Here is a 20,610-nt window from a genome sequence, read left to right on the forward strand (position 1 = left end):
ACTGAGGCCGCATACTTCGTGACCGCATCGCCGTGCGATGCGGTCCTCGAATTGAAGCCTGACCGGCACCTATTCGGACCAAGCCTGCCCCGAGGATCGCAGCCGTATGCCAGAACTCTCCTCGTTCCCCATCGCGCGGCGATGGCCAGCGGCACATCCAGACCGGGTGCAGCTTTACGCGGCACCGACGCCGAACGGCGTGAAGGTCTCGATCATGCTCGAGGAGACCGGGCTCGCCTACGAGCCGCATTTCGTTGATATCTCCAAGAACGAGTCAAAGGACCCGGCCTTCGTATCGCTCAATCCGAACGGCCGAATACCGGCGATCATCGACCCCCACGGCCCGGGCGGCACGCCGATCGGCGTTTGGGAGTCCGGAGCCATTCTGGTCTATCTGGCGGAGAAGACCGGCCAGTTCATCCCGATCGCTCCGGCTGCGCGCTACGAGACGCTGAGTTGGGTATTCTTCCAGATGTCGGCGATCGGGCCCATGTTCGGGCAGTTGGGCTTCTTCCTGCGATGGGGCGGCAAGGACTTCGAGGACAAGCGCCCTCAGCAGCGCTTCGCGGATGAGTCCGAGCGGCTGCTCGAGATCCTCGATCGCCAGCTGGATGACCGCGACTGGATCGTCGGCGAATACTCGATCGCCGACATTGCGACGCTCGGCTGGGTGAACGCGCTCGTCACAACATATGACGCGGGCGACCTTCTCGGACTTAGCGATTTCTCGAACATAGCGGCTTGGCTCGAGCGCGGTCTCGCGCGGCCGGCGGTGAAGCGCGGGCTGCTCGTTCCGGCCAGAACCGCATGAGCGTCATCGCCAGCTATTACTACAACGAAGGAAAGCGCGTACGAGAAGTCGCGATCGACGAATGTGTCGCGCTGGACAAGAGCCGTTCGGGCTTTTGCTGGATAGGATTGAGTGAACCGACGACGGGCGAACTCCGCTCGCTTCAGGAAACCTACGGCCTGCATCCATTGGCCATCGACAACGCGATGCACCCGCAATGTCCTCCAAAACTCGAGGTCTACAACGACGAGCTATACGTGGTCGCCAAAACGGCCGAACTGGACGGCGACCGCATCCGTTACGGCAAGACGGCCATCTTCATGGGCCACAATCATCTCATCACCGTGCGACACGGCACGCCTGGCGCCTTGGGGAATCTCCGGGAGCAGCTTGAAGCCTCGCCGACGCTGTTCGGCAAAGGCGTCGATTACGTCCTGCACGCGATCCTGCACCGCATCGTCGACCAGTACCTCCCGATCTTCGAGATGATCGAGGACGACGTTCTGGCCATGGAGCGCAAATCGCTGGACGACTTCCTCGGCCGCAAGGAAGTCGCTCGCATCTTCGGGCTGAGGTGCGAGCTGACAAGATTCCAGCGGACCCTGGGAGCGATGGCGGAGCTCGTGCGCAAGCTCGTCCGCGGGCACTTCCCCTGCATCAGCACCGAGGTCCGGCCGTACTTCAACGATGTCGCGGATCATGTCTCGCGAGTGCAGACCATGGTCGACGGCCTCCTGCAGGTCCTGTCGTCCGTTTTCGAGTTCAGCAGCCTGCTGGAAGCGCAGCGGACCGGGGTTATCACCCGTCAACTCGCAGCCTGGGCGGCGATCCTCGCCGTACCGACGGCGATAGCCGGAATCTATGGCATGAACTTCAAGCACATGCCCGAACTGGACACCGCCTATGGCTATTTCGTCGTGCTTGGGGTGATGACGTTGTTCTGCGTCTTCCTGTTCCTGCGCTTCAAAAAGGTGAAATGGCTGTGAGCGCCGCTCAAGCGCATTCCTTCACCTGCGCTCGCTGCCAAGGTGCGGCGCACGCTCAAGCGATCCTGATCATAAAAGAGGCAAAGGTGCACTCATGAATTCTCAGGTCTCCGACGTTTTGGAAGCGGTGCAGTCATTCGTCGCGAAGGGCTACGATCGGGAGTATCGCGTGAAGGAAGGGCGCCTGGTCGATCTCGAGCTCGGATCGACTTTGGATGCCTGCGCGATTCAAGTAGATGCCGCACTGCGTCTGGAAAGTGGCGACGATGCCGAAGACGCCTCCAACATTTACGCGATCACCGATCCCGCAACCCAGCACAAGGGGTTGCTGATCGATGCCTTCGATGTCTTCGACGAAATCTGCCACCGCGATTTGGCCGAACGTCTTTCAGAGCAGCGCGAAACGACGCCGGCAGGCGATGAAGATGTGCCGAGCAAGCACGGTCTACGCAAGGTCTACAAGGCCGAGTTCGACAGCGATCCCGAGCGATACGTCTTGCGCGAAGGCTTTCCGGATTTCCCTGCCTGCCCCTTCGGCGGCGCCTTCAGCATCCTAGGTTTCGACACCGCAGAGCAAACCTACGTATGGCTGGTCACGAGCATCATTCGTGACCCGCGCCTCATCCGCATCCCGTACCAGGGCGAAGATGTCGTCACAGACGAGTAGCGGACTTGGTGCGGCGAGCAGCTCGCTGCTCTCTTCGGTCTACGCAAGCGAAATCAAACGAGGTTGTCATGCATTGGAACAAGGATCACGTTCGAGACACGATGCTCTCGCTTGAAACGGCTGCCTTGCAAAGCGCCCGCGAGAAGTATCTGGATTATGTTTCCACCGCCAGGCTCGATCGAAGCGAGCCGATCGAGAACGACGAACAGGCCCAGGCCGAGGTCGCGAGCGACTTTGCGGAAGCGCTCGATGACACGCTCGACGATTACGCCGATAAGCTCGACAAGCTCAGGACGATCGACTTCGGACCGAAGTCCGCAGTCGCGGAAGGCGCGCTCGTAAAGCTGTCGGGCCGCTACTTCGTGATCGCTGTCTCAACGAGCAAGTTCATGTGCCACGGGCAAGAGCTCATGGGGATCTCGACGATGGCACCGATCTACGAGGCGATCGAGGGCGCGCAACCCGGGGAGACCGTGCAGTTCAATGGCCGCGATCTTCTGGTGGAAGAGGTCGCGTAGGGCCTGACGTGGTCGTTCCTTAGCGCGTGGCGCTTCGACGCCGGTCCTGCTTTTGTATCATCGCGTCGAGCGCCCCCGTGATCATCGGTGCGCTCGGGCATCGGGTGGCCTTCACAGCCAATGAGTGCTCTGGGCACCGGTAGACGATGGCCACCGCTGAAAGGACCGTCAGCAGCGCAGCAGCGCACAAGAAGAGGCCGCCGGGACCAGCGAGGTTCATTGCCACTCCGCCGACCAGCGGTCCCACGGCGGTCCCGATGCCGTTGAGCAGCAGAAGACCGCGCGCGGTTCCCAGAAGACGAGCAGCTGGGAGATCGTCGTTCGCGACCGCGACGCACAGAGAGTAGATCGGAATCCCGAACCCTCCGAAGAGCGCTCCCGCGGCGAGCAGGAAGGGCAGGGGTGCCTCGGCCGTCAGGGCTACGCCTACGGCGGCCGCCGCAGATGCCAAGGCGGCGCCGGCGATGATCAGATTTCGAGGCACCCGGTCGGACAGCCAGCCGAGCGGCCATTGCAATGCGAGCGTGCCTCCAAGGACCGCAGCCATGAAGGCGGAGATTCCGGAAACATCGAGACCGATTTTCTGCGCAAAGCTCGGACCCATGCCCCAGAACCCGCCGATGGCTAGACCCGTCAGCAAGGCTCCGACTGTCGCGAGAGGGGACAGCGATAGGAGATCCCGGAGGGCGACCGGTTCCTGTTCGACTTCGGCCGGCGGGTGACTGGGCAGCAGGGTGATCGGCACCACCGCCGCTGATATCAGCACGGACACGATCAGGAACAGCGTCACCCCGGCAGGTGGCGCGATGTTCAAGAGCGCTTGGCCAACGGCCCACGACCCCATCGAGACGACGCCGAAGATCGACAGAAGCTGCCCGCGCGTCGAAGGCAATGCGTGCGCGTTGAGCCAGCTTTCCGTCGCCAGGATCATGCCGGCGTAGGCCACCCCGGTCATCATGCGCAACGGCATCCAGGCCAAAGGCTCCACTAGTGCGGCATGCAGAATCGCGGTGATCGATGCGATGGCCGCAAAGCCGGCGAACGTCCTCACATGACCAACGGACACAATGACGCGCGGCAGCAAAAGCGCGCCGATGGTAAAGCCCGAAAAATAGGCCGACATCATCGCTCCGATGCTGCCGCTGGAGAACTCCTCCTGTCCGGCCCGGACGATCAGCAGGGTTCCCAGCAATCCGTTGCCGAGCAGGAGAAAGGCGACGCTCAGCAGCAGCGCCGCCACGGGCGCAAGCGCGAGACCGCGCGTGGCAGCCGCCTTGACCGACTCCATCGGAGGGGTCATCTTCTGTCCCGCCAAACCACCCAGCGCCCGCATGATCGCCGTGCGATCGGCCGACGCGAGCCCTTGTCGCGGAAGGGAGGCGCGATCACTGCGGCATCTCGACATGTCCGCCGAAACCGAAGCGCATCGCCGAAAGCAGCTTGTCACCGAAGGTATGTTCGACACGGCTCCTGAAACGCGCATACAGCGCGGCCGAGAGGACGTTGACCGGGACCGCCTCTTCCATCGCCGCCTCGATCGTCCATCGGCCCTCGCCTGAGTCCGAGACATGGCCCGAGAACTGCTCGAGCATCTGGTCCCGCGCGAACGCCGCGGCCGACAGGTCGAGCAACCAAGATGAGATCACGCTGCCGCGACGCCACACCTCGGCAACATCGGTGAGGTTGATGTCGAAGCGCTCGTGCTCAGGCAGTTTTGCCGACGACCGGCCCTTGAGTATGTCGAAGCCTTCGGCATAGGCTTGCATGAGCCCATACTCGATTCCGTTATGGACCATCTTGACGAAATGGCCTGCCCCAGCAGCCCCGGCGTGGATGTAGCCCTTCTCCGCGCGCGGGTCGTGACCGTCGCGGCGGTCGACGGTGCGCGGTATCGTCCCCAGCCCCGGCGCAAGAGCGGCGAAGATGGGATCGAGATGATCGATCACCGGCTTCTCGCCGCCGATCATCATGCAATAGCCGCGATCGAGGCCCCACACGCCGCCCGACGTCCCGACATCGACGAAGTGGATGCCGCGCTCTGCAAGGCCCTTGGCGCGATGGATATCGTCCTTGTAGAAGCCGTTGCCGCCATCGATGATGATATCGCCCGGCGCAGCCAGGTCGGCGATCGCGGCGATCATTGCCTCGGTCGGCTTGCCGGCCGGCAGCATCACCCAGTAGATCGCCGGCTTGTCGAGCTTGCTGCGCATGTCGGCCAGCCCTGAGGCACCAATTGCTCCTTCTCGCACGAGATCGGCAACGGGCTCGGGCGAGCGGTTATAGACTACGGTGTCATGGCCGTGCCGGATCAGCCGCCGGGCTATGTTTGCACCCATGCGGCCGAGCCCGATGATGCCGATCTTCATATTCTTCTCCGCCTTGCAACATACGGTGTCGACGGCGGCCACATCGGACTTGCGGTATCGGGGCGCCCTTCAGGTTTCATGATGCTCGGGCAGGGCGCCGATACTCGGCCGCGCTGATGAAGCGGTCGAACGCTTCGCACCAGATCACCACCGTGTTGAAGGCGGCGACGTCGACGTCGGCCGGGACGGTTATGAGGAAACCATCGAAGGTCTTCACATCGCCGATGCGGCGTGACTTGTTCTTGACTGCGATGAACGCGTCTTTCGTGTCTACGAAGCGCGGGGTGAGATAGAGCTTGTAATCCGGACCGGGGGAGAGGCGGCCGATGTGCGCTATCCGTTCGCGCGACACCTTCACATCTCCCTCGCCCCAGTGAACGAAATCGCTGCCCTCAAGACGGCGCTCAAATCGCCCGGTGTAGAGCGCTTCCGCTTCGGTCGACGCGATCGCCGCCGCATCCGGCGGAGGCGGCGCCGTCAGGATCGGCAAAGCGTAGATGCCGGCGGCAAACCCTAGTGACAGTGTCGCGACATGGGTCGTGGCAAGGATGAGCCAACGGCGCATCGATCAAGCCCGGTCCAGATGCGCCACCAGCTTGTCCGCGTCGAGTTGGAAGTCCGAGTATACGACCGCGCCCTCGGCATCGATTACGCTAAACCAGGGCGTGCCGCGCGTCCGGTAATCCTCCATGAACGTGGGGAGACGCGCGCCATGCGGAATAGGGTCGTGGCCAAATGCGACCGGCAGCTCGTACTTCGACTGGTTTTCCCGTAGTTTCTCGAAGGTGTTTTCGTGCTCTCCCTCGAAAACCGTCTGAATCACCGCAAAGCCGACGCCCTTCGGCGCCAGGCCGGCATGAAGCCGCTGTAACGTAGGGAAGCCGTGCAGGTGGCAGCCGCGGCACCAGTGCTGAAACGCAAAGAGGATCTTCGGTCCTTGCCCCAGTTGAGAGAGTGTGACTGGGGTGTCCAGCTTCGTGCCGTCTCCCCCGATCCATTGGCTAACCCGGAGTTCAGGCGCTGATTGCTCGGGAGCGGCCACTGCGTCTCTCCTCCTCAGAGATGCCGTTCGACATCCAAATCAATGTCTGCAGACCACAGCGCCCAGCCAGTTGGATGGCCCTGGTGCTTACGATCTGCCGTGTCCGCGAGATCATGACCGCACCTTCCACAGGCTTCGATGTCGATCCGGGCGTCGACACTATGAAGTTCGCGCCATCTGTTTTCCAATAGCCGTAGGCTATAGTTTCGATAGCCAAGCTGTAAGCTCAGAGGCTTGGAGCGCTTCCTGCGAGCCAAGATATTCGATGTCGCAGATATCGATCAGGTGAATTGCCGCCTCGCTTCACTAAATAGATGGCATGACAAAGACACGAGTTTCATATCGCGAGCATCGTGAGCTCGGCGATGTCGCATGGCTGCGCGACTATGATCATGCCACGTCGCTCGCGGCCGCTCAGGGCAAGCCTGTGTTGCTGCTGTTTCAGGAAGTTCCGGGGTGCGCGACCTGCGTGAACTTCGGGCAGGACGTTCTGACGCATCCTCTGATGGTGGAGCTGATCGCCGAGCGGTTTGTGCCGGTGGCGGTCTTCAACAATCATCCCGGCGCTGATGCCAGGATAATGCGCCTCTATGGCGAGCGATCCTGGAACCACCCGGTCACGCGCTTCCTTCGCCCAGATGGAACGGAGCTTTTGCCCCGTCTGGCGGATCGGTACGATCCGCTCGCCCTTCACGAGAGGCTCAGCGCAGCTCTGGAAGCGCTCGGCGGCGACGTGCCGGCCTATTTCCAACTGCTGGGGCGTGACCTGCTCATCGAAAATGGCCTGAGCGAGAGGGGCATCTATACGACGCCGTGCTTTTGGTCGGGGGAAACGAGTTTCGCTCAGCATCCCGCCGTGATCACGACCGATGCGGGTTGGGTGGACGGCGAAGAAGCGGTGCAGGTGCAATTCGACCCGCGCGCCATCACCCGCGACGACTTGGACGCCTATGCCCGTGCAGAGGGCTTCGCACCGGTGGCGCGTGGTAGCTTTCGTCTAGACCGCGAGCCGCAATTCTACCTGCGCAAGAACGCCGTCCGCCATCTGCCGCTGTCGGCGGCGCAGCGAACTCGACTCAACCTGGCCGTGCCGTATCGCAACCCGATCCCTGACTATCTCAGCCCGCAGCAGTCCGCTTGGCTTGCCCATCCGCTTTTGCAGCGCGTGAGCGACGGAGAGACCTACCGCCAAGACATTCGCGATAGCTGGCCGGTGCTCAAGGCGAAGCTCGATTCCGCTTCCGAAGCCATTGACGCGAGATAGCTCGACCGAACCTCGAATTCATATCGGGGTTTGACTGGATCGCGTCGCGGTCGATCGCGGTGCAGCCGCTCGCGTTTGCGGACCACTCCCCAGGCTTTGCGAGTGCGCGAGGTGCCTGGGTCTTGGCGATCACGCGGCATCCAATGCTCTCACGGCTATTGAAACTATAGTCACAGGCTATTGGGAAACGGCAATGCTCCGAAGTTATAGTCAACACGTCGTCGTCACGAATCATGACGAACGAAATCATGTCTATACTGGCAGAGCATCAGGCACCTAGGTTTCACAAAGTTTATCTTCGTTTCGATCCGCGTGCGTAAGACTTGTGACGCAGGAAAGTGAGCTGAAAACTAGGCCGGGGCTGTCGCGACGAACAAGGGGAGTCCGGCATGGTCACGAGAGGTTTTACCGGTCGCGGATCGGGTAGCGACCAGTCCGGCCGGATTCCGCCTGGCCAGCATCTCGTCGAGAATTTTCCGGTCCTGACCGCGGGACCGACGCCGGACCTCGATACCGCGAAATGGAATTTCACGGTCAAGATCGGGCCGAAGCCGGTCAAGGTCTGGAACTGGAGCCAGTTCAACGCTCTGCCTCAGACCAGGGTGAAGAAGGACATTCACTGCGTCACGTCCTGGTCCAAGCTGGATACGGCATGGGAAGGCGTACTCATCGAGGACATCCTCGCGGACGCAGGGCTCGAGCAACCAACCGATTTCGTCCTCGTACATTCGTACGACGGCTACTCGACCAACGTGCCACTGGCGGATCTGCTTTCCGACAAGGCGATGGTCGCGCTCAAATATGCCGGGCAACCGCTTCCGCGCGATCATGGCGGCCCAGCGCGCCTGCTCGTGCCGCACCTGTATTTCTGGAAGTCGGCCAAGTGGGTGAAAGCGCTGCAGTTCACAACGCGCGACGAAGCCGGCTTCTGGGAACTTCGCGGCTATCACATCTATGGCGATCCGTGGCGCGAGCAGCGGTACACCCATGACTGATGGCGCCGTGCAGGCAGCGCCGTGGCAGAAAGCCGTGATTGACCGGGTCGCCCAACAGACCCCGGCGATCAAAAGCTTCTTCTTCCGGCTGCGCACGCCTTTCACCCATGTGGCGGGTCAGCACGTCGACGTGCGCCTGACGGCGCCTGACGGCTACACGGCGATGCGCAGCTATTCGATTGCCTCGCCAACCAACGATACAGGGGTCCTCGAGCTCGCCATCGAACGCTTGTCCGACGGGGAAGTATCCCCCTTCTTCCACGACGTGGCGGCGGTCGGTGACGAGATCGAACTTCGCGGCCCACTCGGCGGGCACTTCCTCTGGCCGGGGCAGGCAGCCGAGCCGATCCTCCTGATCGGAGCAGGCTCTGGCCTCGTCCCGCTGATGGCGATGATCCGACAGCGCCGCGAGATGGCACAGACTGTTCCGACAGCCCTGCTCCTGTCGGCCCGCTCGGCTCGCGACGTCCTGTTCTCGGACGAGCTGCAGGCCATCGAATTGGATGATCCCGCCTTCGTGCTGACGCTGGCGATCACGCGTGAAGCTCCGAGGCGTGCGACAGATTTCGCGCGGCGGATCGATAGCGCAGTCGTCCGGGAGGTGATCGGTCGGCTTCCCCGCACGCCGGCGCACGTCTTCGTCTGCGGGTCGAACGGCTTCGTGAACATTGCGACCGATGGCGCACTGCGCGCCGGTCTGGACGCCGCGGCAATCAAGACCGAGCGCTACGGTGGATAACGGCGCAAGTCTCGCCGCGTCCTCTCGGGCAGGGACGCTAAACCTCGGCGATCAGCGGGGAGGGCTGATGCGATGACGGTCGTGGCGCGACAATTTCATCTCAAGGCGCGTCCGGAAGGGCTGCCCGCATCTGACAACTTCGAACTCGTCAAACGATCGCTCGCGTCTCCGCACACCGGGCAGGTTCTTGTCCGCAATCGTTGGCTCTCGGTCGACCCCTACATGCGCGGAAGGATGACCGGGCGCGAAAGCTACATGCCGCCGTTTGAGTTAGGCGAGCCCCTGGATGGGGCCGCGATCGGCGTCGTCATCGAAAGCGAAGACACCGACCTCAGGCCGGGCGATGTCGTCAGCCACTTCGCCGGGTGGCGTGACTATGCGGTCATCGACGCCACTTCTGCCACCAAGATCGATCCTGCGATCCCGGAGCAAGCCTATCTCGGGCCGCTCGGGTTCCCCGGCTTCGCGGCTTACATCGGCGTTCTGCGGATCGGAAAGCCGCAGTCGGGCGAAACCGTCTTCGTCTCCGCCGCAGCCGGCTCGGTCGGTTCGCTCGCCGTCCAGATCGCAAAGATCAAGGGATGCCGGGTCGTGGCCTCCGCCGGCTCAGAGGAAAAGCTTCGCTGGCTACGCGATGAGGCGGGCGTCGATGCCGCGATCAACTACAAGGAGGCGGAGGACATGGCGGCAGCGCTCGACGCGGCAGCACCAGAAGGCATCGACGTCTATTTCGACAATGTCGGCGGGACGCATCTAGAGGCAGCGCTGAACGCCGCGAACGACTTCGCCCGCTTCGCCCTTTGCGGAATGATCGACCAGTATAACAGCGAGCCGTCCGGCCCCCGCAACATCTATGCCGCGATCGAGAAGAGCATCCTGCTGCAGGGCTTCATCACGATCCACAACATGTCCGTGTGGGAAGACTTCCAGCGCGACGTCACGCGATGGATTTTGGAGGGCGAGGTCAAATGGCAGGATACCGTGCTTCACGGCCTCGAGAACACGCCGGCTGCCTTCCTCGACCTCTTCGCGGGGAAGAACAGCGGCAAGATGGTGATCGACCTGCGCGACGATCCACAGGGAGGATCGTGATGCGACGACCGCAACGCGCGACCGCGACAGCATCCCGCTGCCTCATTCCAGCGCAATTCCAGACTCTCGGGAGACCAGCATGAGCCGCTTCGCCGAACCCGTCTTCGTGGCCGCCGGCCTTCGGACTCCGTTTGGCCGCGGCGGCGGAGCGCTAGCGGCATACGACACGGTTTCGCTGTCCGTCCCGGTGGCGCAGGCGATGGCGAAGCAGGCGGAGCCGGACCTAGTCGTGTGGGGAACCGTGATCCCGAACCTGGGCTGGAGCAACATCGCCCGCGAGGTCTGGCTCGATGCCGGGCTCAATCCGAGCGTGCCGGCATTCTCCGTAGTTCTCGCGTGCTCGACCAGCATGACGGCGACCTTCGCAGCTGCGGGCATGCTCGGCGGCGGAACCGACCTGACGCTTGTTGGCGGCGGCGAGGTCATGAGCAGGCCGTCGCTGGCTGTGACCCCAGAGGCATCGAAGCGGCTCACTGATCTCTTCGCGAAGGATCCCGCCGCCGCGCTGGCTGCGCTGCAGGCCCTCACGCCGCGCGACTATGTCCTGCCGACCAAGGGGTGGGCAAACCGCATCACCGGCAGGACCATGGGCGATCACATGGAGGAGACGGCCAAGGCCTGGTCCATCCCGCGCGAAGCCCAGGACGATTGGGCGCTGAAAAGCCACCAGCGTTCGGTCGCCGGCTGGGACGCCGGTTTCTTCGATGACCTCGTTGTCTCGCTGCCCGAATTGACGCGCGACGCTAACCCTCGTTCAGACACGTCGGCCGAGCGACTTGCCGCCCTAAAGCCAGCCTTCGACCGGGAGAGCGGTTCCGGAACTCTGACGGCCGGCAACAGCTCGCCGATCACCGACGGCGCGGCCGGCTGCTGGGTCGCCAACGCGGCCGGAGTGGCAAAGCTACCGTCCAATACGCCATATGCCCGGCTGGTCGACTACGAGGTGTCAGCGGTCGACCTTCACGCCGAAGGTCTGCTGATGGCGCCGTCCTATGGCATTCCGCGCCTGCTGGCTCGGCATCGGCTGAGCTATTCCGACATCGCGCTCTGGGAAATCCACGAGGCGTTCGCGGCCCAGGTGCTGGCGAACGTCGCGGCCATTTCCGACAGGGACTGGGTCCGCGCGAAGGCGGGTGTCGACGAAGACATGGGCCAGTTCGACTGGGACCGCGTCAACCCGAATGGCGGTTCAGTGGCGATCGGGCATCCGTTCGGCGCCACCGGCGCCCGCGACCTCAGCCAGGCGGTGAAGGAGCTGTGGGCGCTGCCGGCGGGATCACGGGCGATCGTCAGCATCTGCGCCGACGGCGGACAGGGCACCGTCGCGCTCCTCGAGCGCGTCTGAAGGGGGCCAGCAATATGAAAGCCATCCGATTCCATGAATTCGGCGCTCCAGACGTGCTTCGATACGAAGACGCTCCGAAGCCGGGCATCAAACCGGGAGAAGTGCTCGTCCGCGTGCTCGCCGCGGGCATCAACCCCCCCGACTGGTATCTGCGGGAAGGGTACAAGGCCCTGCCGCCGGAATGGCGGCCGGAGGTCGCGTTCCCGGTCATTCCCGGGTCGGACGTGTCCGGTGTCGTCGTTGCCGTCGCCGACGATGTGCAGGGTTTCGCGCCCGGCGACGAAGCATTCGGCATGATCCGTTTCCCGAGCTACGGCGACAGCCTGGGATATGCCGAATATGTATCCGCGCCGGCATCAGACCTCGCCATCAAGCCGCGGGCGATCGATCACGTGCATGCCGCGGCCGTCCCGATGTCGGGCCTCACAGCTTGGCAATTCCTAATCGACCTGGGTCACGACGAGCCTAATCCGCTGCAGCCGGATCGTCATCAACCGGTTCCGCTTGCCGGCAAATGGGTTCTCGTCAATGGCGCGGCTGGCGGGGTGGGCCATCTCGCCGTCCAGCTGGCGAAGCAACAGGGCGCGCGCGTCATCGCCGTTGCATCCGGCCGGCACGAGAATTTCCTGGACGACCTCGGTGCCGACGATTTCATCGACTATACGAAGACTGCGGCAGAGGATGTCGTGCGCGACGTCGATCTTGTGGTCGACGCTGTCGGGGGTCCGACGGTAGACCGCTTCCTGCGCACGATCCGACGCGGCGGCGCGCTCTTTCCGATCTTCCCGCTGGGCTTCGCCAGTCAGGACGAGGCGGCTCGGCTCGGTGTAACCGTCTCGGCGACGCAGGTCAGATCGAACGGCGCGCAACTCGCAGAGCTCGGGCAGCTGCTTCAAAGCGGAGCTGTCCGCGTTGCCGTCGACAGCACCTATCCGCTGTCGCAGGCGGCGGCAGCGCACGAGCGCGCTGCGGACGGGCACATTCAAGGGAAGATCGTTCTCACCGTCGGTGGCGCAGATCCGCGCCCTCAAGATGCATCTGCCGTGTCGTCGACGACATGGCCGCCGCGCACCGTCGGACACTGATGTGCGGCCGCCTGACCCGCCTTTCGCTCGCGCCCGTCGGCAGCTCGGGGCTGTTTCGATGCGCAACCGCCCGAGCGGGCACGCGCAAGCTATCTCACTCGCGCCGCAGAGATCCGCCGGAGCCTGTCGCGATTATGAATCCCGACCATGCGATCCCTCTACGGGAGGCGATCAGTGGCTCTGAATGCTGACACGGCGGACGTAGGTGCGATCCATCGCGCCAAGGCGCTTGCGGACCTGATGGTTCTCGACACGCCAGATGAGCAAGCCTTCGACGACCTCGTTTTCATCGCGGCAAAGGCCTGCGATGTCCCGATCGCGCTGATCACCCTCCTCGACGTCGACCGACAATGGTTCAAGGCAAAGTACGGCCTGGACGTTCGGGAAACGGAGATCGAGCACTCCGTGTGCCGGATCGAGATCGATCGCGGAGACATTCTCGAAATTACGGATCTGACCGCCGATCATCGCACCAATTGCAACCCGCTCGTCACCGGCGCCCGGCACTTCCGCGCTTACGCCGGCGCACCGCTGGTTCTGCGTTCCGGTGCCATTGTCGGCCGGCTCTGCGTCATCGACACCGAGCCACGCCCGGAAGGGTTGAGCGAGTTGGAAAGGGCGATGCTGCGCGCGCTCGCTCGCCTCGCCAGCGAGAACCTCGAGCTTCGTCGGACCGCAAGGGTCAGCAATCGCCTGACGGAGTTGCAGGCCGCCTTGGTCGAGATCGGCGAGGCCATTCGGGGTAGCGTAGACGCCGGGCAGATGGCATCAGCTACCGCCGCTATCGTCGGTCGCGTGCTGACCGCAGATCGCGCCGGTCTGGGGTCGGTCGACGACGCAGTCGAAACGATCGACATCAAGACCGACTGGACTGCGCCCGGCATTCTCAGCATCGCCGGCCGTCATCGCCTCGACGAGTATGTGAGTTTGCGGGAGCCGCTCATTTATGGCGACCCGCTGGTGGTCGCTGACGCTCTCACCGACGAACGCGCATTCTCTAACCTTTCGATCGCAATGCGCATCGGGGTTCGCGCGCTCGTCGATATGCCGGTCAGGGAACATGGCCGGACGATCGCCTTGTTCTTCGTCCATTCGGCGCAGCCCAGGCCTTGGCTCGCAGAAGAGATCGCGTTTGTCCGTAGCGCGACCGACCGTCTCGAAGCCGGCGTTGCGCGACATCGATCGGATGAGCAGCAGCGCATCGTGAACGGTGAGATCGCGCACCGGCTGAAGAACATGCTGACCATGGTTCAGGCGATCGCGAGCCAGACACTGCGATCGGCCAGCGATCGTGAATCGGTCTATGCGTTCGAACGCCGCCTGATGGCGCTGAGCGCCGCGCATGATGCACTGCTTCAGAATAGCTGGGCGCAGGCCGACCTCAAATCGATCGCGACGACCGTGGTCGAGGCGATCGGGTTCATGGATCGCGTGAAGATGGACGGCCCACCAGTGGCGTTGGGCGCACGGGCGGCGCTCTCTTTCTCGCTGATCGTGCACGAGCTTCTGACAAACGCCTGCAAATACGGGTCTCTGACGGGCGACGTCGGCGAAGTCTCGCTGACCTGGGAGATCGAGACTGACGATGGCGACGATCGCCTCATGATCAAGTGGCGCGAGCGGGGAGGACCTCCAGTCACTCCACCGACGCGACGCGGCTTCGGCTCGAAGCTCATCAGCATCGGCTTGGCCGGCACCGGCGGAGTGGATCTCCGCTACGATCCGGGCGGATTCGCGGCCGACTTGCAAGCCCCCATGCGCCACCTGGCCAAGGGCTGACGGAGGAATGCGTATAATGATGAGGCCCGTGGTTCTCGTCGTGGAAGACGAGCCACTTGTTCGGCTTTTCGCATCGGACATGATCGAGGAGGCCGGCTTCGAGGTGCTGCAAGCGGCCGATGCCACGGACGCGATCGTCACTCTGGAAGATCGGCTCGATGTCCGAGTCGTCTTCACCGATGTAGACATGCCCGGCGGGATCGACGGCATCATGCTGGCGATCTGCATTCGCGAGCGCTGGCCCTCCATTCAGATCATCATCACGTCGGGGAGACCCTGGCCGGAAGGGACCGCCCTTCCCGAGGACATGGTCTTTTTCTCGAAGCCATATCGTCAGGACCGGGTGCTGGAGACAGTCCGGCGGATGGCGGCATGATACCTCGCGCCCGCACGCCGCGGATCAATGCCGGCGCAAGCTCCAGCCCCCAGCCGGGACGAGCCGCTGATGCCCGGAGACCCCGGCTACTCCTCTTCTCGCTGAAAGAGTGCTCGTGATGCTGCTGCTGATGCTCTCCTACCTCGCCGGCGTGCTGACGATCATCAGCCCATGCATCCTGCCGGTGCTGCCCTTCGTGTTCGCGCGAGCAGGTCAGCCGTTCATGCGCAGTGGCCTGCCGCTTCTGCTGGGTATGGCGGTAACCTTCGCCGGGGTAGCGACGCTGGCGGCGGTCGGCGGCGGCTGGGCCGTGCAGGCGAACAGCCTCGGGAGGGCTGTGGCGCTGCTGATACTGGGGCTGTTCGGCCTTCTGCTGCTTTTTCCCGCGCTCGCGGATCGGGCCACCAGACCGCTCGTCAAGCTGGGCGCCCGTCTCACGGAGGCGACCGGCCCGGAACGCTCCGGCGGCAGCTTCTGGGCATCCCTGCTGCTTGGGTTCGCCACCGGTCTTCTATGGGCGCCGTGCGCGGGACCGATCCTCGGATTGATCCTGACCGGAGCCGCCCTGCAGGGCGCCAATGTCGGCACGTCGCTGCTGCTGCTCGCCTACGCCGCCGGCGCGGCAACGTCGCTCGCGCTGGCGCTACTCGTCGGCGGGCGCGTGTTCGCCGCGATGAAGCGATCGATCCGTGTCGGAGACGGATTGCGTCGCTCGCTCGGCGCGCTGGTGCTCGTCGCCGTGGCCGCCATCGCGCTGGGGCTCGACACGGGCCTGCTGACCAGGCTCTCGCTCGCCGGCACGTCGACCGTCGAACAGAAACTCCTGGACAGGTTCCGGCTGGATGATCGCTCGACACAAACCAGCATTCTGGGAGACGGCCCGCTCGGCATCGAAGGGGAGTTGCCACCGCTCACCGGTGCAACGAGCTGGCTGAACTCTCCACCGCTCACGCGCGAGGCGTTGCGCGGCAAGGTCGTGCTGGTCGATTTCTGGACATACAGCTGCATCAATTGTCTGCGAACGCTGCCCTACGTCAAAGCCTGGGATCAGAAGTATCGGGCGGCCGGGCTCGTCGTGATCGGCGTTCACGCCCCCGAGTTCGCCTTCGAGAAAGATCCCGGCAACGTCGCGAAGGCGGTGCGTGACCTGAGCGTCACCTATCCCGTCGCGCTCGACAACAATCACGCGATCTGGCGCGCCTTCGACAACCGCTACTGGCCGGCCCACTATTTCATCGATGGCCGCGGCCGCATCCGATACCATCATTTCGGCGAAGGCAACTACGCCGAATCTGAAAAGGTTATCCAGCGGCTCCTTGCCGAGAATGGCCAAGCCGTCGGCGACATGCGGACCGTATCGGTACGCACTGCGGGAAGCTCTGCGGCAGCGAGCTGGAACGACGTACGCTCCCCCGAGACCTACCTGGGCTATGTGCGTGGCGAGCGTTTCACGTCACCGGGGGGCCTCGTGCGCGAAGCCGGGCATAACTATGTCGCGCCGCCTCGGCTGCCTCTGAATGCCTGGGCGCTGTCCGGACGCTGGATCGCAGGGTCGGAACATGCCTCGGCCCAATCCGCCGGCGCCCGCATCGTCTACCGCTTTCATGCCCGCGACCTCCACCTTGTGCTCGGCCCTTCCGCCACGGGCCAGCGGGTTCGGTTCCGCGTCACGATCGACGGCAAGCCACCCGCTGGCGATCACGGCACGGACATCGACGATGCTGGGAACGGCACGATCGACGGGCAGCGTCTCTACCAGCTCGTTCGGCAGCAGGGTGCCGTGCGGGAGCGCACCTTCTCGATCGAGTTCCTCGACGCCGGCGCTCAGGCTTTCGCCTTTACCTTCGGCTGAGACGAAATGCCCGAGCCATCGCAATCACCCTCAACAGCGAACGACCGGAGACAGTAGCCATGACGCCCGAAATTACTCTCTACACGACCAGCTGGTGTCCTTTTTGCCGCCGCGCGAGGGCGCTGCTCACGCAGAAGGGCGTGCAATGGACCGAACACGACATCGAGGAAGATCCTGCTCAGCGGCAGGCTATGGTCGAAGCGTCGGGACGGGCCACGGTTCCACAGATTTTCATCAACGGCACGCACATCGGAGGGTCTGACGACCTTCTGGAGCTCGATGCCAAAGGCGGCCTCGACAAGCTTCTCGCGGGTGAGGCGTCTGCCACCTGATGCGCCTGGTTAAGGCGCGCCCAGCCAGCGATGGAAAGAGGGAATAGGAAATGGTTTCGGCAGTTTGGAACGGCGCCACTATCGCCGTGAGCGAAAAGACCGTGATTGTCGACGGCAATCACTATTTTCCGCCGGAGACGGTCGATCGTAGCCGGCTCGAGGCGAGCGATCATTCGTCCGTCTGTCCGATCAAGGGCTCGGCACGCTACTTCCATGTTCGGGTGGCCGGCGAGCGAAATCCGAATGCGGCCTGGACCTACCCCGACCCGACCGCGGATGCCGAAGCGATCAGGAATCATTTCGCATTCTGGAAAGGGGTGGAGGTTGCGTAACAAGCTCCTCGCCGGGCGCGGCCGCTGATGCCGGCAGCGCTTCATGCTCGCGTCGCCGCTCACCTCGACCGGGCGCTCGATGCGCTGGAGGCGTCTGGCGACCTGCCGGCCGGTCTAGCACGGAGCGGCGTGACCGTGGAGACGCCGAATGACGCTGCGCACGGCGACCTGTCGACCAACGCTGCGATGGTTATGGGGAGACTTGCCGGAGTCCCGCCGCGGCAGCTCGCCGAGGCACTCGCTCACCAGTTGGCGGCGCTCGCCGAAGTGACAAGGGTCGACGTCGCCGGGCCGGGCTTCATCAATCTGCGCCTTTCCGACGGCGCGTGGCGGAATGAGCTGGCGACGATCGCACATGCGGGCGAGCGATATGGCAAATCGGACTCTGGTGCCGGCACGACGGTGAACGTCGAATATGTCTCGGCCAATCCGACCGGCCCAATGCACATGGGGCATTGCCGCGGAGCGGTCGTGGGGGACGCGCTGGCGAACCTGCTGGCGTTCACCGGGCACCGCGTGATCCGCGAATACTATGTCAACGACGCCGGGGGACAGGTGGACGTCCTCGCCAGATCCGCCCACCTCCGCTACCTCGAGGCGCTGGGCGACAGCGTCGGCGATATTCCGGAAGGCCTCTATCCGGGCGACTATCTCAAGCCCGTCGGCCAGGCCTTGGCGGCGGACTTCGGCGACCGTTACCGACATGCCCCGCAGGCCGCGTGGCTTCCGATCTTCCGCTCGCGCGCCGTCGCAGCGATGATGGAAACGATCCGCGCGGACCTCGCGCTGCTGGGCGTTCGTCATGACCGCTTCGCATCGGAAGCCGAACTTCTCGAAGCGGGCAGGCCCGCCGCCGCCGAGGCGTGGCTGCGCGAGCGCGATCTCATCTATGATGGTGTGCTTGACCGTCCGAAGGGATCGGAACCGGAGGACTGGCAACCGATCGAGCTGCCGCTGTTCCGCTCAACTCTCTTTGGCGATGATCAGGACCGGCCGATCCGCAAGGCAGATGGAAGCTGGACCTATTTCGGCGTCGACCTGGCCTACCATTTCGAGAAGGCACGCGACGCCGATCAGATGATCGACGTCTGGGGCGCGGATCACGCCGGCACGGTGAGGCGCATCGTCGCGGCTACCGATGCCCTCACCGAAGGGCGCAAGCGTTTCGACGTCAAGCTGGTGCAGATCGTTCGCCTGCTTCGCGCGGGCGAGCCGGTGAAGATGTCGAAGCGCGCCGGCAACTTCGTGACGCTCTCCGATGTGGTTCGGGAAGTCGGCAAGGACGTCGTCCGCTTCACCATGCTGACCCGCAAAGCCGAAGCACCGATGGACTTCGACTTCGCGAAGGTTGTCGAGGCGTCCAGGGACAACCCGGTCTTCTACGTGCATTATGCCCATGCGCGTATCTACTCGCTGTCCAATCGCGCGGCCGAAGCCGGCATCGAGCAGGGGGGCACACCCGACCTGACCCGACTGGACGACCGCGACCTCGCTCTCGTGAAACATGCGGCACAATTTCCGCGCATAGTGGAGGCGTCTGCAGCAGCGCGCGAACCGCATCGGATCGCCTTCTTCCTTTTTCAACTTGCGGGCGCATTCCACGCCATGTGGAACGCCGGCATCGATGATCCGCAGCGCCGCTTCATCCTGGAAGACGACGCCCCGCTCAGTCACGCCCGGCTCTCGCTGGCGAACGCCGTTGGACAGGTCATCCGCAACGGCATGGCGCTGATGGGTGTCGAACCGATGCAGCAGATGCCTCGAGCGCCGTAAGCTCTCGAGCCGCGCCCATACTACCCACCTGTCGGCGCCCCTGCTTTCGATCGGCGCGCGGACATCCAAGCCTCAACAGGAGAAGCTCAAATGTCGAAGGTTCTACAAGGCAAGGTCGCGCTGATCACCGGCGGCTCTCGGGGTCTCGGGGCCGTGCTGGCCGAGACGCTCGCCGAACAGGGCGCTGATATCGCGATCACCTATGCCGCCTCGGCCGCCAAGGCGGAAGCCGTGGTCGAGAAGGTGAGAGCCAAAGGAGTGCGCGCGATCGCCATTCAGTGCGATCAGGCAGATAGCTCCGCTGCGCAGCCGATGGTCGAGCAGGTGGTCTCGGAGCTCGGCAAGCTCGACATCCTCATCAACAACGCAGCGATCGCGGTTCAGGGCAAGCTGGTCGACGATCCCACGCTTGATGGGCCGGCCTTCGACAAGCAATGGATCGTCAACGTGCTCGGGACCGTTGCGGTGACGCGGGCGGCAGCGCAGAAGATTTCGGACGGCGGCCGGATCGTCTTCATCGGGTCCGGACTAGGTACGCGCGCGATCGTGCCGGGGGTTGCCGATTACGCAGGCACGAAGGCAGCGATCGCCGGATACGCCCGCGGCGTGCAGCGCGACCTTGGGCCGCGCAATATCACCGTGAACGTGGTGCAGCCTGGCATCATGCCGACCGATATGGCGGCAGGTGCTGCGGAAAACTTCCCTGAAGCCGTCCTGGACCTGCATCCGATACGTCGCATCGCGACCATCGAGGAAGTCGCGTCCGCGGTGAGCTATCTCGTTGGTCCTACCGCCAACTACACCGCCGGGGCCGTCATCGACGTTTCCGGCGGTGTCCTGGTCTAAGGCGCGCTCGTGATTGTTGTCGCATCCTCGCCGGGTCGCCGCATCGCGGCGCCCCGGGCAGCAGGCAGGCGGGTCGGCTGGCGCGCCGCGCAAAGGTGCCTGCCGACCACGTCCCGTCCTGATAGCGCACCGGCTGCCTGAATGGAGAACGCCGACTTCGAAGCAGCGCTCGAAGGTCTGCCGCGCGGCTATAGTGAAGGGACCTTCGACGGCCGCCGTTACGGCGTGACGGTGCAGCGGTCTGACGATGGCCGGCGGAACAGCCTGTTTGCGAGAGATCTCGCCGGCACCGATATCGTAAGTTTCAATTTGTACCGAGTGGCGAACGGCAAGACGTTGCTCAGGCCTTGCGAGATGTCCTCGGAGAAAGTGGTGAGCTTTGTGCTTGGGTTCACGCCCGAGAAATAAACTCCATCTCGCGCGCGGTGTAA

The 20,610-nt window shown here is 63.8% G+C and carries 22 protein-coding genes; 18 read left to right on the plus strand and 4 right to left on the minus strand.

What is annotated here, in order from left to right; translation table 11 throughout:
* Positions 1 to 106: 106 nt before the first annotated feature.
* The 4 genes from AC3WT0_RS12230 to AC3WT0_RS12245 all read left to right on the plus strand — a co-directional run bounded on the left by AC3WT0_RS12230 (position 107) and on the right by AC3WT0_RS12245 (position 2,961).
* Entirely contained in the window at positions 107 to 811 is a 705-nt protein-coding gene (locus tag AC3WT0_RS12230) for a glutathione S-transferase N-terminal domain-containing protein (RefSeq protein WP_126001411.1), read from the plus strand.
* Complete coding sequence (locus AC3WT0_RS12235) at positions 808 to 1,776, plus strand: magnesium and cobalt transport protein CorA (RefSeq protein WP_126001412.1); 969 nt, start codon at positions 808 to 810, stop codon at positions 1,774 to 1,776. Before AC3WT0_RS12230 ends, AC3WT0_RS12235 begins: the two co-directional genes overlap by 4 nt.
* A 94-nt stretch (positions 1,777 to 1,870) precedes the next feature.
* A complete protein-coding gene (locus AC3WT0_RS12240; protein ID WP_126001413.1) occupies positions 1,871 to 2,443 on the plus strand; it encodes a hypothetical protein in 573 nt (190 codons plus the stop codon).
* Between the two features lie 68 nt (positions 2,444 to 2,511).
* A complete protein-coding gene (locus AC3WT0_RS12245; RefSeq protein WP_126001414.1) occupies positions 2,512 to 2,961 on the plus strand; it encodes a hypothetical protein in 450 nt (149 codons plus the stop codon).
* A 19-nt stretch (positions 2,962 to 2,980) separates the two neighbouring features.
* Here the strand turns inward: AC3WT0_RS12245 and AC3WT0_RS12250 are convergent, their stop codons facing one another.
* From AC3WT0_RS12250 to AC3WT0_RS12265, 4 genes are all read right to left on the minus strand, one after another.
* On the minus strand, positions 2,981 to 4,249 hold the full coding sequence (locus AC3WT0_RS12250) for an MFS transporter (RefSeq protein ID WP_126001489.1): 1,269 nt from the start codon (positions 4,247 to 4,249) through the stop codon (positions 2,981 to 2,983).
* Between the two features lie 97 nt (positions 4,250 to 4,346).
* Complete coding sequence (gene gnd, locus AC3WT0_RS12255) at positions 4,347 to 5,327, minus strand: phosphogluconate dehydrogenase (NAD(+)-dependent, decarboxylating) (RefSeq protein WP_126001415.1); 981 nt, start codon at positions 5,325 to 5,327, stop codon at positions 4,347 to 4,349.
* A 76-nt stretch (positions 5,328 to 5,403) separates the two neighbouring features.
* Entirely contained in the window at positions 5,404 to 5,892 is a 489-nt protein-coding gene (locus AC3WT0_RS12260; protein ID WP_126001416.1) for a DM13 domain-containing protein, read from the minus strand.
* A 3-nt stretch (positions 5,893 to 5,895) separates the two neighbouring features.
* Complete coding sequence (locus tag AC3WT0_RS12265; RefSeq protein ID WP_126001417.1) at positions 5,896 to 6,369, minus strand: peroxiredoxin family protein; 474 nt, start codon at positions 6,367 to 6,369, stop codon at positions 5,896 to 5,898.
* Positions 6,370 to 6,688: 319 nt separating this feature from the next.
* Here AC3WT0_RS12265 and AC3WT0_RS12270 point away from each other — a divergent pair, with 319 nt between their 5' ends.
* From AC3WT0_RS12270 to AC3WT0_RS12335, 14 genes are all read left to right on the plus strand, one after another.
* A complete protein-coding gene (locus tag AC3WT0_RS12270; RefSeq protein ID WP_126001418.1) occupies positions 6,689 to 7,633 on the plus strand; it encodes a VPGUxxT family thioredoxin-like (seleno)protein, type 2 in 945 nt (314 codons plus the stop codon).
* Between the two features lie 389 nt (positions 7,634 to 8,022).
* Positions 8,023 to 8,628 (plus strand): sulfite oxidase-like oxidoreductase, encoded by a 606-nt coding sequence (locus AC3WT0_RS12275; RefSeq protein WP_126001419.1) that lies wholly within the window; start codon positions 8,023 to 8,025, stop codon positions 8,626 to 8,628.
* On the plus strand, positions 8,621 to 9,367 hold the full coding sequence (locus AC3WT0_RS12280; protein ID WP_126001420.1) for a ferredoxin reductase: 747 nt from the start codon (positions 8,621 to 8,623) through the stop codon (positions 9,365 to 9,367). Before AC3WT0_RS12275 ends, AC3WT0_RS12280 begins: the two co-directional genes overlap by 8 nt.
* Before the next feature lie 72 nt (positions 9,368 to 9,439).
* Positions 9,440 to 10,459: an NADP-dependent oxidoreductase gene (locus tag AC3WT0_RS12285; RefSeq protein ID WP_126001421.1), complete on the plus strand. Its 1,020-nt coding sequence runs from the start codon at positions 9,440 to 9,442 to the stop codon at positions 10,457 to 10,459.
* Positions 10,460 to 10,538: 79 nt separating this feature from the next.
* Positions 10,539 to 11,804, plus strand: coding sequence for a thiolase family protein (locus tag AC3WT0_RS12290; protein ID WP_126001422.1), 1,266 nt, complete (start codon positions 10,539 to 10,541; stop codon positions 11,802 to 11,804).
* Positions 11,805 to 11,818: 14 nt separating this feature from the next.
* Complete coding sequence (locus AC3WT0_RS12295) at positions 11,819 to 12,889, plus strand: NADP-dependent oxidoreductase (RefSeq protein WP_126001423.1); 1,071 nt, start codon at positions 11,819 to 11,821, stop codon at positions 12,887 to 12,889.
* Positions 12,890 to 13,063: 174 nt separating this feature from the next.
* Positions 13,064 to 14,668 (plus strand): sensor histidine kinase, encoded by a 1,605-nt coding sequence (locus AC3WT0_RS12300; RefSeq protein WP_164521753.1) that lies wholly within the window; start codon positions 13,064 to 13,066, stop codon positions 14,666 to 14,668.
* Between the two features lie 19 nt (positions 14,669 to 14,687).
* On the plus strand, positions 14,688 to 15,044 hold the full coding sequence (locus AC3WT0_RS12305; protein ID WP_277600213.1) for a response regulator: 357 nt from the start codon (positions 14,688 to 14,690) through the stop codon (positions 15,042 to 15,044).
* 118 nt (positions 15,045 to 15,162) lie between these two features.
* On the plus strand, positions 15,163 to 16,896 hold the full coding sequence (locus tag AC3WT0_RS12310; RefSeq protein WP_126001426.1) for a cytochrome c biogenesis protein DipZ: 1,734 nt from the start codon (positions 15,163 to 15,165) through the stop codon (positions 16,894 to 16,896).
* Positions 16,897 to 16,955: 59 nt separating this feature from the next.
* Entirely contained in the window at positions 16,956 to 17,228 is a 273-nt protein-coding gene (gene grxC / locus AC3WT0_RS12315) for a glutaredoxin 3 (RefSeq protein WP_126001427.1), read from the plus strand.
* A gap of 50 nt (positions 17,229 to 17,278) precedes the next feature.
* Positions 17,279 to 17,560, plus strand: a complete 282-nt coding sequence (locus tag AC3WT0_RS12320) for a DUF427 domain-containing protein (protein WP_126001428.1) — start codon at positions 17,279 to 17,281, stop codon at positions 17,558 to 17,560.
* A 27-nt stretch (positions 17,561 to 17,587) separates the two neighbouring features.
* A complete protein-coding gene (gene argS, locus AC3WT0_RS12325) occupies positions 17,588 to 19,333 on the plus strand; it encodes an arginine--tRNA ligase (RefSeq protein WP_126001429.1) in 1,746 nt (581 codons plus the stop codon).
* A gap of 90 nt (positions 19,334 to 19,423) precedes the next feature.
* Positions 19,424 to 20,179 carry an SDR family NAD(P)-dependent oxidoreductase gene (locus AC3WT0_RS12330; RefSeq protein WP_126001430.1) on the plus strand — a complete coding sequence of 252 codons (756 nt, stop codon included), beginning with the start codon at positions 19,424 to 19,426 and terminating at the stop codon, positions 20,177 to 20,179.
* Positions 20,180 to 20,320: 141 nt separating this feature from the next.
* Positions 20,321 to 20,587, plus strand: coding sequence for a hypothetical protein (locus AC3WT0_RS12335; RefSeq protein ID WP_126001431.1), 267 nt, complete (start codon positions 20,321 to 20,323; stop codon positions 20,585 to 20,587).
* Positions 20,588 to 20,610 lie beyond the last annotated feature (23 nt).

The organism is Sphingomonas sp. EU05-FHT14C10, assembly GCF_058790595.1.

Coding starts and splice junctions, on each gene's coding strand:
- AC3WT0_RS12230 (WP_126001411.1), top strand. CDS start 107: ATGCCAGAACTCTCCTCGTTCCCCATCGCGCGGCGATGGCCAGCGGCA.
- AC3WT0_RS12235 (WP_126001412.1), top strand. CDS start 808: ATGAGCGTCATCGCCAGCTATTACTACAACGAAGGAAAGCGCGTACGA.
- AC3WT0_RS12240 (WP_126001413.1), top strand. CDS start 1,871: ATGAATTCTCAGGTCTCCGACGTTTTGGAAGCGGTGCAGTCATTCGTC.
- AC3WT0_RS12245 (WP_126001414.1), top strand. CDS start 2,512: ATGCATTGGAACAAGGATCACGTTCGAGACACGATGCTCTCGCTTGAA.
- AC3WT0_RS12250 (WP_126001489.1), bottom strand. CDS start 4,249: ATGGAGTCGGTCAAGGCGGCTGCCACGCGCGGTCTCGCGCTTGCGCCC.
- gnd (WP_126001415.1), bottom strand. CDS start 5,327: ATGAAGATCGGCATCATCGGGCTCGGCCGCATGGGTGCAAACATAGCC.
- AC3WT0_RS12260 (WP_126001416.1), bottom strand. CDS start 5,892: ATGCGCCGTTGGCTCATCCTTGCCACGACCCATGTCGCGACACTGTCA.
- AC3WT0_RS12270 (WP_126001418.1), top strand. CDS start 6,689: ATGACAAAGACACGAGTTTCATATCGCGAGCATCGTGAGCTCGGCGAT.
- AC3WT0_RS12275 (WP_126001419.1), top strand. CDS start 8,023: ATGGTCACGAGAGGTTTTACCGGTCGCGGATCGGGTAGCGACCAGTCC.
- AC3WT0_RS12280 (WP_126001420.1), top strand. CDS start 8,621: ATGACTGATGGCGCCGTGCAGGCAGCGCCGTGGCAGAAAGCCGTGATT.
- AC3WT0_RS12285 (WP_126001421.1), top strand. CDS start 9,440: ATGACGGTCGTGGCGCGACAATTTCATCTCAAGGCGCGTCCGGAAGGG.
- AC3WT0_RS12290 (WP_126001422.1), top strand. CDS start 10,539: ATGAGCCGCTTCGCCGAACCCGTCTTCGTGGCCGCCGGCCTTCGGACT.
- AC3WT0_RS12295 (WP_126001423.1), top strand. CDS start 11,819: ATGAAAGCCATCCGATTCCATGAATTCGGCGCTCCAGACGTGCTTCGA.
- AC3WT0_RS12305 (WP_277600213.1), top strand. CDS start 14,688: ATGAGGCCCGTGGTTCTCGTCGTGGAAGACGAGCCACTTGTTCGGCTT.
- AC3WT0_RS12310 (WP_126001426.1), top strand. CDS start 15,163: ATGCTGCTGCTGATGCTCTCCTACCTCGCCGGCGTGCTGACGATCATC.
- grxC (WP_126001427.1), top strand. CDS start 16,956: ATGACGCCCGAAATTACTCTCTACACGACCAGCTGGTGTCCTTTTTGC.
- AC3WT0_RS12320 (WP_126001428.1), top strand. CDS start 17,279: ATGGTTTCGGCAGTTTGGAACGGCGCCACTATCGCCGTGAGCGAAAAG.
- argS (WP_126001429.1), top strand. CDS start 17,588: ATGCCGGCAGCGCTTCATGCTCGCGTCGCCGCTCACCTCGACCGGGCG.
- AC3WT0_RS12330 (WP_126001430.1), top strand. CDS start 19,424: ATGTCGAAGGTTCTACAAGGCAAGGTCGCGCTGATCACCGGCGGCTCT.
- AC3WT0_RS12335 (WP_126001431.1), top strand. CDS start 20,321: ATGGAGAACGCCGACTTCGAAGCAGCGCTCGAAGGTCTGCCGCGCGGC.